Origin of the sequence: Actinomadura miaoliensis (genome assembly GCF_039536785.1) — a bacterium.
Taxonomy (GTDB): Bacteria; Actinomycetota; Actinomycetes; order Streptosporangiales; family Streptosporangiaceae; genus Spirillospora; species Spirillospora miaoliensis.
This window is the reverse complement of sequence record NZ_BAAAZG010000042.1, coordinates 13,528-27,908: the sequence shown is the minus strand read 5'-3', so window position 1 is coordinate 27,908 and position 14,381 is coordinate 13,528. Positions and strand designations below refer to the sequence as shown.

Here is a 14,381-nt window from a genome sequence, read left to right as displayed (position 1 = left end):
CACAGGTGCCCGGCCACCAGACCGCACCACCGTCCACGCGCGGCATCGCCTCAAAGCTCGAATCTCACAGACAGGGGTCGCTGTGGCTGTTCAGCCCTTCACCAGCGAAACGCGCCGATCCGGATCCCCGGACTCCGCCTCGCTCGACAACGATCCGGCATTTCGGTTGCACCGGGGTGGCAAGCTCGAGATGCGCTCGACCATCCCGGTGCGCGACAAGGAAGACCTCTCCCTGGCCTACACCCCCGGCGTCGCCCGGGTGTGCACCGCCATCGCCGACAACCCCGAACTCGCCAACGACTACACCTGGACGTCCAAGGTCGTCGCGGTGGTGACCGACGGCACGGCCGTCCTCGGCCTCGGCGACATCGGCCCGGCCGCCTCCATGCCCGTCATGGAGGGCAAGTCGCTGCTGCTCAAGGAGTTCGCCGGGGTCGACTCGGTGCCGATCGCGCTCGACTGCACCGGCGTCGAGGAGATCGTCGAGACCGTCGTGCGGCTGGCGCCCAGCTTCGGCGGGATCAACCTGGAGGACATCAGCGCGCCGCGCTGCTTCGAGATCGAGGACCGCCTGCGCGCGGCCCTGGACATCCCCGTCTTCCACGACGACCAGCACGGCACCGCCATCGTGACGCTGGCCGCGCTCAAAAACGCCGCCCGCCTGGTCGGCCGGCCGCTGTCGGACCTGCGCGCCGTCGTCGCGGGCGCCGGCGCCTCCGGCGTGGCCGTGACGCGCATGCTGCTGGAGGCGGGCATCGGCGACATCGCCGTGTCCGACAGCCGCGGCCTGATCCACCAGGGCCGGGCCGGGCTCAACCCGGTCAAGGAGGCGCTGGCGGCCGACACCAACCGGGCCGGCCTGCGCGGCTCCACCGAGGAGGCGCTGCGCGGCGCCGACGTGTTCATCGGCCTGTCCGGCGGCACCGTGCACGAGTCGTCCATCGCCACCATGGCCGACGACGCGATCGTGTTCGCGCTGTCCAACCCGACGCCCGAGGTGCACCCCGACGTCGCCTGGCGGCACGCGCGCGTGGTCGCCACCGGCCGCAGCGACTTCCCGAACCAGATCAACAACGTGCTGGCCTTCCCCGGCATCTTCCGCGGCGCGCTGGACGTGCGCGCCCGCACCATCACCGAGGGCATGAAGCTGGCCGCGGCCGACGCACTGGCCGCGATCGTGGGCGACGACCTCGCCCCCGACCACATCATCCCCGGCCCGTTCGACGAGCGCGTGGCGCCCGCGGTGAGCGCGGCCGTGGCCGACCAGGCCCGCCGCGAGGGCGTCGCCCGCAGCTGAGCCGCGAACGACCTTCCGGCCCGATCACGGCCCGTGCTCCCGTCCCCGGGAACACGGGCCGTAATCATCTCCGGCCCGGCCGAATCCGGGAAACCTGCGGCGATCCCCCGATCAGACGATCAATCTGTCGGCAATATGGCGAGCGACCCGCAGAATATTTCATATTCTCCCCAGACGACCTCTGCCGCCGCCGTCGCAGAAGGTGTAATAGTCGACAGAAGGGAATGGATCCGTACGACCCCCCGCCCGAAGGCCCGACTCTGTCAGGAGCCCTCGTGGACCTCTCCTCCTACGCAGACCTGGCGCTCGACCTGGTGAACACCCGGCACCCGAGCGGGGACGGACTGGGCGACCTGGACGGGCTGCAGGCACTGCTGGCACACCGTCCGCACCTGGGCGGCCGCATCACGCGCCGCGACCTGGACGCGATGCGCGAACTGCGCGACGAACTGCGGGCCGTCTTCGCCGCCGCCGACCGCGGCGACGAGGAGGACGCCGCCGAACGCCTCAACGCCCTGCTCATCCAGCACCCCGTCCACCCCCAGCTGTCCGGCCACGACGCCCAGGGCTGGCACCTGCACCTCAACGAGGGCGGCTCCATCCCCGACCGGTACGCCGCGCGCGCCGCGATGGGCCTGGCCGTCCACATCAGCGACCGCGGCATGGCCGGCCTCGGCATCTGCGCCGCCGAGGGCTGCGACCGGGTCTACCTCGACACCACCGGCGACCCCTCCCGCCACCACTGCCCCGCCCACACGCCCCGCGCCACCGCCGCCGCCCAACACCACCCACCCCGCCACGTCACCGTCCCCCTCCCCCCACACCCCCGCTAGATCGTCGATAGGGCTGCCGACTGCTCTGGTCGGCTCGGCGGACGGGGCCGGCAGCACGGCATGGCGCTCGCGATGATCAGAATCAGCTCGGCACCCCAGCAGGTGGCGCCCAAGGCGCCGCAGCGCAGCGGGCGCCGTCCACCACTGGTCGCGCCAGGAAGGAACCTGGCGCACCAGCCACGCCGCCGCCGCGAACAGGATGGGCCCCGCATCGCGCAGACGCCGGTTGCACTCCGACTGACCGGGGCCGCCGGAACAGATGCCCGATCCTGGCGGGTGCTTCGCGCAGCCACCGGCGCTCGAAATAACACACGACCGGGCAGGAATCGGCCCAGCACATCACAAGTCAATGCGCGATCGTGCGGTTGTGGGCGACGTCCCCGGACAGACATCCCGACTTCGTTCCCAGCGGTAGTCGGGTTGGTGCCATCATCGACCCTGTGCGACGCAACAGGTTCATCCCCACCGCCGCCGCCATCATGATCTTGAGCGCCTGCTCTCCGGCCCAGGACGAACCGTCGTTCAACCCCACCCCCCGCCCCACCCGCCCCGGCCAGGCCGTCATCATCGCCGGCGACCACAATCTCAACCGCGATCCACGTGACGGTGAGTACGCCCTTCAGACCAGTGCCTACACGAACGGCGGGCTGGCGGCGGCAGGCGACGGACGCATAATGTTCCAAGTGGTCTATGGCCGGGACGGAAGAATAGCCCGCCTCGAGCGCGACGGGCGGATAACGCTGATGAAGCTGGGGAACGTGCCGACCCAACTCGCCGTGCACGGCAACGACCTGTGGCTGATGAGCGCATACTCGGGCTTCGATCTCACGAAGGCCTCTCTGGCCACCCTTGGGCAAGAGGTCCATCTGGCATGGAACAGCGCACTGGGCGAGACACTCTCAGTGGTCACCCCTTCAGGACAACCGGTATCGAAGGCGAAGCGAAAAGAGATCGCAGACAGCCTGCGAGACGCTCGATTCAACCTGAGATCCGACGGCACGCCAATTATCGCCAGAAAGGACGGTCAACTGTTCGAGGTGCCCAGGAAAGGCGCCATTCGAAGCTGGCATCCCGAGGGATACGATACGGCACTGGCCAAAGTCTCCGCAGGCACGAGTTTTGACACGACCTACGTGGCCGGCGCCAGCAGCACCGGCGAGATGGCGATTCTCGGCCGCCAGGGGATCATCTGGATTCCCCGCACCGGCGCCGCGTCGGGACTTCGCTTCCCCGAAGCTACGCGATCCCTCCCCCCCTGGACCGTCGCCACACAGCTCAAGGATGGGTCGACACTACTCTTGGGGGGCGTGAACGCGACCCAGCGCACACCCCGTCCAGCACTGGCCAGCAAAGACAAAGGGTTGACATTGTTGCCCTGGGGCGAAGCGAAGCGGTGTGACGAGTTCGACGGCTCGCTCGCCACGATCGGCTCGGCAATTCCTGGCGGCATCGCGCGCCTACCGGATGGCAGCTTGGCGATCAGCGACAAGATGTGCGGTCGCGTCTATTCATTCCGTATGCCGGATAATCTGGCGAGAAATCCCTAACCCGGCCGAACTCGCCCGGCGACCGCCACGGCTATTGTGGCGGCGCGTTATGCGACACCGCGTTCTGCGTTTCACGGACGAGAGCCAACCCCGTCCTCGGCAGATCAGCCGACCTGCTCGATCCACCACGAAACTCGTGCTGCATGGCCCATACCACGATGCGATCCCGCTCCGCATCACTCAGCACGGACTTCCAGAGGACTCCGTCAATGAACGCATCGCCGACCTTGCCGCCATGGGCGCTGGCATAACCCCGGGCCAGATCCACATAGAGCTGACTTGAATAATTGGCATGAACGGCTTTGATCTGCTCGACATTCTTGTCGAAGTCAGCGTACTTGATCTTATCCAGGGCCGGGTCGGTGGCCATCTGGACACCACTGTCGGCTCCGATGTTCCCAGCGGGCGTGACTCCGATGATGGCCGCCGCGACGTCACGGAGGAGACTGAGCTGCTTCTTGGCCTCTTCGTACTGGGCCTTGACGCGCTCCTCGTTGGTGACTCGCTCCTTGGCGTACGCGGCAATGAGGTTGCCCTCAAGGTAGCCGCCTCGCGTGGTGGCGTCTCCGAGACTACCCTCCCGAAGCGCCCATGCATAAAGAAGCTGCCGGTACCGTTGGGTGTCCACCGCGAGCTGCGCCCAAGCTTTGTCGTCAATGGCGATGGTCCGCAGGAAGGACTGCACCTCCTGCCCAAGATGAATATAGGTCTGCCCGGTGACGGGGTCGGTGAGGGGCAGTCCGGTGCCACTCGTTGTGCGCTCGGCAGTCGCAAGCGCGGAAATATGCATGCGGGTCATCTGGAGCAGCCCCTGACGCACGCCGGGGCCGAGTTCGGCAAAGTACTCCTCGCCGCGGTGCGGCATCCAGTCGGGTGCCGAACTGTCGGGCACGAGAGGGTTGTAGTCAGCGACCTTGCCTCGATCCAGGAACTTGTGGACCTTGTCCCTGCCGACGTCGTTCCACCAGGCGACGGTCTTCATGATGTTCGCGGCGTTCTCCGCGGCCTGTTTCTCGTGGCCCTTCTCGGGAGTTGTGGCCAGCTTGATCACCGCTCCTGCCGCCGTTCCCTGGTCCATCCAGTCCGGCGCGACCAGCAGCGAACCGTAGGTGTTGCCCACACCCCGGCTGAGCAGCATGAGCGGAAGCGCCTTGTCCGCGTCCTTGATGGTGAAGGAGCCTTCGAGCTTCGTGGCGGCAAGCTCTCGCGCGGCGGTGGTGTCGCGCTGCTGGGCGATCCTACCGAGGATGTTCAGGGCCGGATCGTACTCACGCAAACGCTTTGTGTCGGGATCGGTGAACGGAACTTCACCGCCTCCGTTGATCCCCCAGTCCCTCCACCATCGGCCGTGGCGCTGATTGATGATGGAGACTTGCCGGGACCCAGGCAGCCCGGTGGCGTCGGTCAACTCATAAGACGGATACCTTTGGCGCCAGCGGAGCGCGGCCTTGGCCATGTCGAGCAGGACGGCGGAACTCCATTTCACCTCGGGCGCGCTGAGCTTCACCAACAGTGCCTGTCCGGGCATGTCGGAGCCTATGGGGCCGAGCGCTTGGGACACCGCCTTCTCCGAGTCCTTCTTTCTGGACGCGGCGGCCAGGGCGGTGCCCATGTCGGCGACGATCTGCTTGTCGGCTGCGTTGAGTCCCGTCCCGTCATGCCGGCGGTGGAGGTGGTAAGCCAGCTTGCCGATCGATCCGGGTGGGACTTGGGAGAAGAAGGCCGCCAGGTAGCCCGCGTCCTTGCGGTTCTCCCGGAGAGAGCGCGCGATGTCGGCGAGCAGCTCTGAGCTGTCGGCACTGGGTTGTCGCATGTGGGCGGCGTAGAGGTCGGCCTGCATCTGGCCGAGGCGGGCCATCTCCTTGCTGCCGAGCCGATCCTTGTCGGGGATGCTCGTCATGCCCCATGAGGTGCGGCCACGGTTCTCCGCGATCGCGTAACGGAGGCGGGTGCGCATCCGGCCCGCCTGCTGGCTGCACCACGCGGCGGTGCGATCGCACTGGGCCGTGCCCGCTATCCCCGGTCCGGCTTTCGCCAGCAGAGCACGGACACGGCGGCCCCGCTCGGGCAGGCCGTCGGCCGCTCGCCGCAGTGCCGTCTCCAGGCGCTCCATACGGGAGATCGAGACCGATGCCACCCCTGGAAGGCCCGACGCGGGCGTAACTCGGGATATGTGAGGTGGCGTCAGGGTCATCGGCACCTCGTTGGCACGGGCGACCGCACGCAGGATCTCCACCATCATCCGGCCGAGCGACCGGCTGTTGCCGTCCAGGTCCGTGGTGAACGCGGCGGCCGTCCCGCCCTGCCATGTTTCAGGCCCCATCACCCGGTTGATCTCGTTCATAAGCGCGGAAATCCCCTGCAACTCCGCCTGAACTGCCCCGATGTCGATCTTCGTAGCGGTCACCCGCGGCACACCCCTTCCGGCCCCGTCCGGCCAGAGATAGCGCAACCGGTCAAGAGCGTCAACGCGCGAAGTACAGCCGGGACGGCTTGCTTTGTCCAAGAGAGCAAGAAATCGCGTTATGCCGGTCAAATCGGGTTACGAATCGGCCGTGACGCGAGCAACCGCCCCTCAGGCAAGGCAACAGGCACCGGGCGTACGGCAAGACATGGTGATCGCGACGGTCGTCTCCGTCGAACGGCGAATCGATAAGGCGCTGGGCCGACGCTAAGCAAATACCAGTAACTACGATTTCGTTGCCGTCGCCCCATCCTCTGAGCGAGCGACGGCGAGCGAGGTCCGCGCCCTGTCCACCCGCGCACAACGTGACTTGGCCGACTTTCTCTATCTTGACCCCGCTCTGCTCCGGTCGCGGCCGCAGGCGGCGCGCCACTGGCCGAGTCAAGAGACGCCCCACCCAGCCTGGCCAGGTGGATCACACACGTGACAAGGACGCGTTCCCGCGGCGGGTCACCGAAGAACACGGCGCCCGAGTGAGTTGGAATTGTTGCGCCCGTGCCGTGGTGAACTCCAAGACACTTGTAGATGGCCAACGGACGATGGCCGGCTGCCGGGCGTCCGCGCCGATATCCGCGACGAACGCGGCGCACGGAGGGAGCCAAACCCGACACGACAACGAACGCCACAGGCCCGAGAAACACAGCTCGACGCGCTGGACCGCGTACCAGGCCTCGTGGACAGGTGTCCGCGCAACGAACGCGCGCGCGGAGAGAGCCAAGCGCGCCACGACAACGAACGCCGCAGGCCCGAGAAACACAGCTCGACGCGCTGGGCCGCGACCAGGGCTCGTGGGCGAGTCCGCGCGACGACCCACGCTCGTGGGCGAGGGAGTTCGGCGCAGCCGTCGGACTACTCAAGGCCTGCCGATCGTCGTCGAGCGTCCCTGGCTTCACCCAGCGGCTCGGTCCCCTGCGCGAACAGCCTCAATGCAAGCTCAGCCTCATCGATGGCGCAGGCAGCGCGTGATCGCTATCTGTGCCGCCAAGTCTGATCGCCCGTGGCTGTGCCGAACGCGGCTCATGGTGGGGCAAGACCACGGCCCGACCGCGGGCACAAGGCGCTCGGTCCGGCCTGGTGGAACGGGGGGCGTGCCAGGTGGTGAAGGTAAAGGGGCGAGTCTCGGTCAGCGCCAGGGCGCGGCCCCGGGACGCCCGGGACCTCCGTGCCAGCATGCACCCACTGCGAAGGCCAGGACGGTGAGACGCGGCGCCCCTCACATAAAAGGCGACAGAAGCGATGAAGCAGCGATGAGCGGACGTCGGGTTCGCCTCGGGGAGGGGCTGGTCCTCATTGGTCTGTGCGGTTGGCGCGGAAGAGGGCTATCCGAGACGGGGGCCAGTAGCGGGCGACGACGCGGCCGACGAGCAGGGGGTCGGGGACGGCGTCGAAGTCCCAGCTGTCCTGGCGGCCGGGGGCGCCCTGGTTGTCGCTCTCCAGCCACCAGCCGCCGTCGGTCCGGCGCGTCGCCCGTTTGACGATCAGTTGCTCGGTACGTCCCGGATGGCGCGCCACCACGACGTCCCCCTCGGCGACCCGCGCCCCCCGGCGTACCAGCAGCCAGTCACCGGGACGCAACGCAGGCGTCATCGACTCCCCCGTCACCGCGACGGCCAACAACCGGCCGGCCATTCCCGCGCCCTCCGCATAGGTCACCGTTGTGTGGAGACAACGTCACTCCGGGCACTCCCCCGAGGGGTCCTAGGCCCAAATACCGAGCGCCCCGCCCCGACGGCGGTGCCGCCACAAGAGTAATGTCGGTGACCTGAGCATGATCCGATACGAGGGAAGGGAAACGCAGGTGCTCGCTAACCTTCTGCGCCCCAGGACCACGGTCTCCGCGCACTGCGACCTGCCGTGCGGCGTCTACGACCCGGCGCAGGCGCGCATCGAGGCCGAGTCCGTCAAGGCGATCTGCGAGAAGTACGCGGCCAACGAGGACCCGGTCTTCCGGGCCCGCGCCATCCTCATCAAGGAGCAGCGCTCGCAGCTGGTCAAGGAGCACCTGTGGGTGCTGTGGACCGACTACTTCAAGCCGCCGCACTTCGAGAAGTACCCGCAGCTCCACCAGCTGTTCAACGAGGCCACCAAGCTCGCCGGGGCCGGCGGCACCAAGGGCGGCATGGACGTCAAGACCGCCGAGGACCTGCTCGCCCGCATCGCGGAGATCGACAAGATCTTCTGGGAGACCAAGCAGGGCTGAGCACGGCCCGCGCCGCACGTCACGAGGCCCTGCCCGCCCGGGCAGGGCCTCGCACATTCCCGCGGACGCGGGGGAGCACCTACCGATCCCCATCGGAACATCCCCGCGACATGCGGGGCCGAATGTGAACGCTTTATTACTCTTCGTGTCCGGTCGTTCCTGTGACATGGGTGTCTGTAGTGGTCAGGGCCTTGTAACCTTTCCGGTGTGATCCGCCCCGCTGCTCCCGAGGATGTTCCCGCGATCCTGACGCTGGTGCGCAGGCTCGCCGACTACGAGCGCGCCCTGCACGAGGTCAAGGCGACCGAGGACGATCTGCGCGAGCATCTGTTCGGGCCGCAGCCGCGGGTGTTCGCGCATGTGGCCGAGCACGAGGGCGAGGTCGTCGGCTTCGCGTTGTGGTTCCTGACGTTCTCCACCTGGCTCGGCCGTCACGGCATCTACCTGGAGGATCTCTACGTCAGCCCGTCCGTGCGCGGCAGGGGCTACGGCAAGGCGCTGCTGGCGGAACTGGCGCGCATCGCCGTGGAACGCGGGTACGGCCGGGTCGAGTGGTCGGTGCTGAACTGGAACACCCCGGCGATCGGCTTCTACAAGGCGCTGGGCGCGCAGCCGCAGGACGAGTGGACGGTCTACCGTCTCACCGGCCGGGCACTGGAGGACCTCGGCGGCGGCCGGGCCGGACGGGAACCGGGTCCCGAAGACGCGGACAGGTGATCCATTTCCCCCGGATGCGGCAAAGCCACGCGCGCCGGAGTCTCGAAGCGGGCCGGTTAGGCGGTAGTTTCGAAAGCAGCGGGACCTACCGCGCAAGGGAGTGACGTGACTGAGGAAACCGCTGCGATGCCGGCCAGTACGAAGGTGTCGCCGCGTGACGCGGTGACCGTGAAGCTGCCCGCCGCGGGCGCCTACCTGTCGGTTCTGCGGACCGCGACGGCGGGCCTGGCGGCCCGGCTCGACTTCACGCTGGACGAGATCGAGGACCTTCGCATCGCCGTCGACGAGGCGTGCGCGATGCTGCTCGCCCAGGCGGTGCCCGGAACCGACCTGACGTGCGAGTTCGAACTGACCGGGGACGCGATGCGCATCAACGTGTCGGTCCTGACCGTGGACGGCCGCGTGCCCAGCCGCGACACCTTCGCCTGGACGGTGCTGTCGTCGCTGGCCGGAGAGGTCGACTCCGAGGTCGGCGCCGACGACCGGGTCACGGTGATGCTGCAGAAGCGCCGCGGCGCGACGGGGGCCCCGTGACGGAGAAGACGACACTTCCGGACGGCGGCGGCGCGGCGGGCGCGAGCGAGCGCCCCGACACCGCGGTGCCCGACCGCGCACGGGCCCGGGCCCTGTTCGAGCGGCTGGCCGAGCTGCCCGAGGGCGACCCGGAGCGCCAGCGCATCCGCGACCAGCTGGTGGAGCTGCACCTGCCGCTGGTGGAGTACCTGGCCCGCCGGTTCCGCAACCGCGGCGAGTGGCTGGACGACCTGATCCAGGTCGCCACGATCGGGTTGATCAAGTCGATCGACCGGTTCGACCTGGACCGCGGCGTGGAGTTCTCCACCTACGCCACGCCCACCATCGTCGGCGAGATCAAACGGCACTTCCGCGACAAGGGCTGGGCGGTGCGGGTCCCGCGCCGGCTGCAGGAGCTGAAGCTGTCGCTGACCAAGGCGATCAGCGACCTGGCCCAGCGCGAGGGACGCGCCCCCACCGTCAGCGAGCTGGCGGCGCACCTGGGGATGAGCGAGGAGGAGGTGCTGGAGGGACTGGAGTCGGCCAACGCCTACTCCACGGTCTCGCTGGACGCCCCCGACTCCGGCGACGAGGACGCGCCCGCGGTGGCCGACTCGCTCGGCATGGTGGACGAGTCGCTGGAGGGCGTGGAGTACCGCGAGTCCCTCAAGCCGCTGCTGGAGAAGCTGCCCGCCCGCGAGAAGAAGATCCTTCTGCTGCGGTTCTTCGGCAACATGACCCAGTCGCAGATCGCCGCCGAGCTGGGCATCTCCCAGATGCACGTCTCCCGTCTGCTGGCCCGCACCCTGGCCCAGCTCCGCGAGGGCCTCACCGCCGACGAGTGAGCGGGAGCCAGCGTTGGGGGGCGGAGCCGAATTCACCGGCGGCCGCCCCCACGCGCGTTTTTCAGCGTTTTTTACCGCCCTGAGGCTTCTTCTTGCCGCTCGGCGCGCGTTTCCGGGGCGCCGTCTCGGCCTTGGCCTTCTCCTGCGGGCTGGACGGCCCGCTGACGCTCTTGTCCGCCGTGGCCTGCTCACCGGAGGCGTCCGCATCGTCGGTGTCGTCGTCGGCGTCGTCGGAGGGCTCGTGGTCGTGGACGAGCCAGGCGGTGGTGGGCGGGCTGAGCAGGAGCACCAGCGAGGCCACGGCCACCAGGCCCAGCGGGACGGCCAGCCAGTACTGCTCGCTCTGCCACAGCGACCAGGCGACCGGCAGGGCGAACAGCTGCACCAGGACGCTGGGCGAGCGGCTCCAGCCGTCGCCGCGCAGCAGGCCGCGGGCGCAGCCCAGCATGCCCGCGCCGGCGCCGAGCGCGATGACGGTCACGGCGATCGCGGTGACCGGGTCCACGGCCGCGCCGATCACCGTCTCATAGCCGGTGAACAGGCCGAACCCGATCGCGGTGAGGCCCTCGGCGGCCATGAGGGCGGCGGCGCCGTGCACGGTGTTCAGACGCTTCGACACAACCCGCAACCCTATCCCCGAGCACGGATACGCTGAACGCCGTGCGCGCCATGCTCATCGCCAACCCCAAGGCGACCTCGACCACCCGGCGGGCCCGCGACATCATGTTGCGGGCCTTCACCGGCGACCTGAACGTCGACCTCGCCGAGACGGCGCACCGCGGGCACGCCGTGGAGCTGGCCCGCAAGGCCGCGCACGAGGGCTACGACCGGGTGGTGGTCCTCGGCGGCGACGGCACGGTCAACGAGGCCGTCAACGGGCTGCTGGCCGAGGGGCCGTCCCCGGAGCTGCCCGCGCTGGCCGTGGTGCCGTGCGGCAGCGCGAACGTGTTCGCCCGGGCGCTGGGCCTGCCGGGCGACCCGATCGGGGCGACCCGCCAGGTGCTGCAGGGGCTGCGGGCCGGGCGGCACCGCACCGTGGGGCTGGGCACGGCGCGCCTTCCCGACGGCCCGGAGCGGTATTTCACCTTCAACGCCGGGGTGGGCCTGGACGCGGAGGTCGTCCGTGAGGTCGAGCGGCAGCGCGAGAAGGGCAACCGGGCGCACGCGTCCCTGTACGTGCGCACGGCGATACGGCATTTCTTCGCCGGGACGGACCGGAGGCGTCCGGCACTGACCTTGGAACAGCCGGGCCGCCCACCGAAAGCGGGGCTGTTTCTGGCGTTTGTCTCCAACACCTCGCCGTGGACTTTCCTTGGTCCGCTTCCGGTGAATCCGAGTCCGCGCGCCAACTTCAACAAGGGCTTGGACGTGTTCGCGCTGCGGTCGCTGGAGGTGGCTCCGGCGTTGGGGACGGTGGCGCAGATGCTGCTGGCCCGGACCCGTCCCGTGCAGGGCCGCCAGGTGGTGAACGTGCACGACGCGGCCGAGGTCACGCTGCGGTCGCCGCGGCCGGCGGCCTACCAGCTCGACGGCGACTACCTGGGCGAGACGCCGGCCATCACCTTCCGTGCCGTCCCGAAGGCGATACGCGTGGTCATATGACGCCGGTCACGCACGAGTTAACGGCAAAGCAACACCGCCGAACCACGGATGTGACACATACGACACTCATACTTTGAGAAACGTTTCTCAAAGGTCTTGCGTCCCCCTACGCTGCCCTGACACGCTCAAAGTGCGCCGCGACAGGGGCCCAACGTCGTCAGCCTCCTGTTCGAGTAGCGCCACGGAACAACCACCCCTGAACCCAACCCCCCTACTGCGGCTCGGGGTGTTTCGCGAGACATGTGAATCAGTTCACAAGAATGTGGGGGCGATTCCTCCACGCTGACGAAGGAGTGGACCGCATGGACTGGCGCCACCGCGCAGCCTGCCGTGACGTGGACCCCGAGCTGTTCTTCCCGATCGGCAACACCGGGCCCGCGCTCCTGCAGATCGAAGAGGCCAAGCAGGTATGCCGCCGCTGCGACGTCACCGACGCCTGCCTGCGCTGGGCGCTGGAGTCCGGCCAGGACGCCGGCGTGTGGGGCGGCATGAGCGAGGACGAGCGGCGCGTGCTCAAGCGGCGCACCGCCCGCGCGCGTGCCCGCGCCAACGCCCGCGTCTGACCCGGCGCCAGGCCCCCCGTCCGTCTCCCCCGCCGGCGCGCCGCCTCCGAACCTCCCAGCCGGAGAGCATTGCGCGTCCGTAGACTCCAAGCGCCCGTGGCATCGCCACGGGCGCTGGTCTTTTTCCTGGGAAGCGCCTAGATCCCCTGGTCGGGCAGTCCGCCCAGGGACGGCCGCCCGCCGTCGCGCTGCCGTCCGGGGCCGAGGTCCTTCAGGGCGGGACGCGCCGCCACGCCCCGGTCCCGCGGCGCTGGGGCGCGCGCTCCGACCTGGTCGAGCGGTATGTCCACCAGCACCTCGGTGCCGCCGCCCGCACGCCGCCCGAACTCCAGCCGTCCGCCCAGCTCCCCCACGATCAGGGTCCGGACGATCTGCAGCCCCAGGCTGTTGCTGCTCTCCACGTCGAAGTCCGCGGGCAGGCCCACCCCGTCGTCGGCGACCGTGACGACCAGCCGCGGCCCGCCCTCGCCCGTCGCCTCCTGCCGCCGCGCGCTGACCTCCAGCGTCCCGAACCGGTTGGACAGGCCGTGCTCCAGGGCGTTCTGCAGCAGCTCGGTGAGCGCCATCGCCAGCGGCGTGGCGACCTCGGCGGGCAGCACCCCGAAGCTGCCGGTCCGCTTGGGCGCCACCCGCGTCTCCGGCGTCGACACCTCTCCCGCCATGGTGATCACGCGGTCGGCGATGTCGTCGAAGTCGATCAGCTCGTCGGGGGTGAGCGACAGGGTCTCGTGGACGATCGCTATGGACCCGACCCGGCGCACCGCCTCGTCCAGGGCGGCCCGTCCCTCGGGGATGCGCAGCCGCCGGGCCTGCAGCCGCAGCAGCGCCGCGACCGTCTGCAGGTTGTTCTTCACCCGGTGGTGGATCTCCCGGATGGTGGCGTCCTTGGTCATCAGCTCGCGGTCGCGCCAGCGCAGCTCGGTGACGTCGCGGCACAGCACGATCGCGCCGATCCGGGTGCCGCCCACCACCAGCGGGATGGTGCGCAGCTGCATCACCGACCCGTGCGCCTCCACCTCCACCTCGCGCGGCGCGCGGCCGCTGAGCAGCGCGGTCAGCGCCTCCTCCAGCGGCTCGCCGGTGTCGCACAGCTGCGTGGTGACCTCGCCGAGCGACTCGCCGACCAGGTCGGTGGGGAAGCCGAGGCGCCGGTAGGCCGACTGCGCGTTCGGGCTGGCGTAGGTGACGCGCCCGGCCCGGTCGAGCCGGATCAGCCCGTCGCCGACGCGCGGCGCGCGCACCAGGTTGGGCTCCTCCCCCGGCACCGGGAACCGGCCCTCGGAGATCATCTGGGCCAGGTCGCTGGCGCTCTGCAGGTACGTCAGTTCCAGGCGGCTCGGGGTGCGGGCCGAGCTGAGGTTGGTGCTGCGCTGGATGACGCCGAGCATCTTCGCGCCGCGCCGCACCGGGATCGACTCCTCCCGGACGGGGATGCCGCTGCCCCACTCCGGGTCGCCCTCGCGGACGATGCGCCGCTCGCGCCAGGCCACGTCGATCAGGCCGCGCCGTCCGCTGCGCACGATCCGGCCGACCAGGTCCTCGGGGTAGGCGGTGGGTCCGGTGGTGGGGCGCATCTGCGCGATCGCCACCCACGACGTCGGCACCGGGCCCTCCGCGGACCGCAGGGGCACCCACAGCAGCAGGTCGGCGAACGACAGGTCCGCCAGCAGCTGCCAGTCCGAGACCAGGGCGTGCAGCCACTCCAGGTCGGTGTCGGTGAGGTCGGTGTGGTCGCGTACCAGGTCGGTCAAGGTGGGCACGGCTCCATCATCGCCGATGCCGGGCACCGCCCCGTCCACC

General features: G+C 69.4%; 13 protein-coding genes and 1 pseudogene. 9 read left to right on the top strand and 5 right to left on the bottom strand.

Annotation, left to right across the window (positions count from 1 at the left end):
• The first annotated feature begins 190 nt into the window (after positions 1-190).
• On the top strand, positions 191-1,297 hold the full coding sequence (locus ABD811_RS27140) for an NAD(P)-dependent malic enzyme (RefSeq protein ID WP_344953152.1): 1,107 nt from the start codon (positions 191-193) through the stop codon (positions 1,295-1,297).
• 275 nt (positions 1,298-1,572) lie between these two features.
• A complete protein-coding gene (locus ABD811_RS27135; RefSeq protein WP_344953150.1) occupies positions 1,573-2,130 on the top strand; it encodes a CGNR zinc finger domain-containing protein in 558 nt (185 codons plus the stop codon).
• 144 nt (positions 2,131-2,274) lie between these two features.
• On the opposite strand, the pseudogene ABD811_RS44045 reads toward ABD811_RS27135, so the two are convergent.
• Positions 2,275-2,431: pseudogene (locus tag ABD811_RS44045) on the bottom strand (IS982 family transposase); the annotation flags it as partial.
• Between the two features lie 139 nt (positions 2,432-2,570).
• On the opposite strand from ABD811_RS44045, the gene ABD811_RS27130 reads away from it, so the two are divergent.
• Complete coding sequence (locus tag ABD811_RS27130; protein ID WP_344953148.1) at positions 2,571-3,677, top strand: hypothetical protein; 1,107 nt, start codon at positions 2,571-2,573, stop codon at positions 3,675-3,677.
• A 31-nt stretch (positions 3,678-3,708) separates the two neighbouring features.
• Here ABD811_RS27130 and ABD811_RS27125 read toward each other — a convergent pair whose 3' ends face one another.
• Both ABD811_RS27125 and sodX read right to left on the bottom strand, forming a co-directional pair.
• Positions 3,709-6,084 (bottom strand): hypothetical protein, encoded by a 2,376-nt coding sequence (locus tag ABD811_RS27125; protein WP_344953146.1) that lies wholly within the window; start codon positions 6,082-6,084, stop codon positions 3,709-3,711.
• A gap of 1,344 nt (positions 6,085-7,428) precedes the next feature.
• Positions 7,429-7,794 carry a nickel-type superoxide dismutase maturation protease gene (sodX, locus tag ABD811_RS27120; protein WP_344953144.1) on the bottom strand — a complete coding sequence of 122 codons (366 nt, stop codon included), beginning with the start codon at positions 7,792-7,794 and terminating at the stop codon, positions 7,429-7,431.
• Positions 7,795-7,939: 145 nt separating this feature from the next.
• Here sodX and sodN point away from each other — a divergent pair, with 145 nt between their 5' ends.
• The 4 genes from sodN to ABD811_RS27100 all read left to right on the top strand — a co-directional run bounded on the left by sodN (position 7,940) and on the right by ABD811_RS27100 (position 10,416).
• A complete protein-coding gene (gene sodN / locus ABD811_RS27115; RefSeq protein ID WP_344953142.1) occupies positions 7,940-8,341 on the top strand; it encodes a superoxide dismutase, Ni in 402 nt (133 codons plus the stop codon).
• Between the two features lie 207 nt (positions 8,342-8,548).
• Entirely contained in the window at positions 8,549-9,058 is a 510-nt protein-coding gene (locus ABD811_RS27110) for a GNAT family N-acetyltransferase (RefSeq protein ID WP_344953140.1), read from the top strand.
• A 105-nt stretch (positions 9,059-9,163) separates the two neighbouring features.
• Entirely contained in the window at positions 9,164-9,592 is a 429-nt protein-coding gene (locus tag ABD811_RS27105; protein WP_344953138.1) for an ATP-binding protein, read from the top strand.
• Positions 9,589-10,416, top strand: coding sequence for an RNA polymerase sigma factor SigF (locus tag ABD811_RS27100; RefSeq protein ID WP_425549465.1), 828 nt, complete (start codon positions 9,589-9,591; stop codon positions 10,414-10,416). Before ABD811_RS27105 ends, ABD811_RS27100 begins: the two co-directional genes overlap by 4 nt.
• Positions 10,417-10,477: 61 nt before the next feature.
• Here ABD811_RS27100 and ABD811_RS27095 read toward each other — a convergent pair whose 3' ends face one another.
• Positions 10,478-11,035, bottom strand: coding sequence for a hypothetical protein (locus ABD811_RS27095; RefSeq protein WP_344953136.1), 558 nt, complete (start codon positions 11,033-11,035; stop codon positions 10,478-10,480).
• A gap of 50 nt (positions 11,036-11,085) precedes the next feature.
• Between ABD811_RS27095 and ABD811_RS27090 the strand changes: the two genes are divergently transcribed.
• Positions 11,086-12,018, top strand: coding sequence for a diacylglycerol/lipid kinase family protein (locus ABD811_RS27090; RefSeq protein WP_344953496.1), 933 nt, complete (start codon positions 11,086-11,088; stop codon positions 12,016-12,018).
• A 302-nt stretch (positions 12,019-12,320) separates the two neighbouring features.
• Positions 12,321-12,581, top strand: a complete 261-nt coding sequence (locus ABD811_RS27085; protein WP_344953134.1) for a WhiB family transcriptional regulator — start codon at positions 12,321-12,323, stop codon at positions 12,579-12,581.
• A gap of 137 nt (positions 12,582-12,718) precedes the next feature.
• Here ABD811_RS27085 and ABD811_RS27080 read toward each other — a convergent pair whose 3' ends face one another.
• Positions 12,719-14,341: a histidine kinase N-terminal domain-containing protein gene (locus ABD811_RS27080; protein ID WP_344953132.1), complete on the bottom strand. Its 1,623-nt coding sequence runs from the start codon at positions 14,339-14,341 to the stop codon at positions 12,719-12,721.
• Positions 14,342-14,381 lie beyond the last annotated feature (40 nt).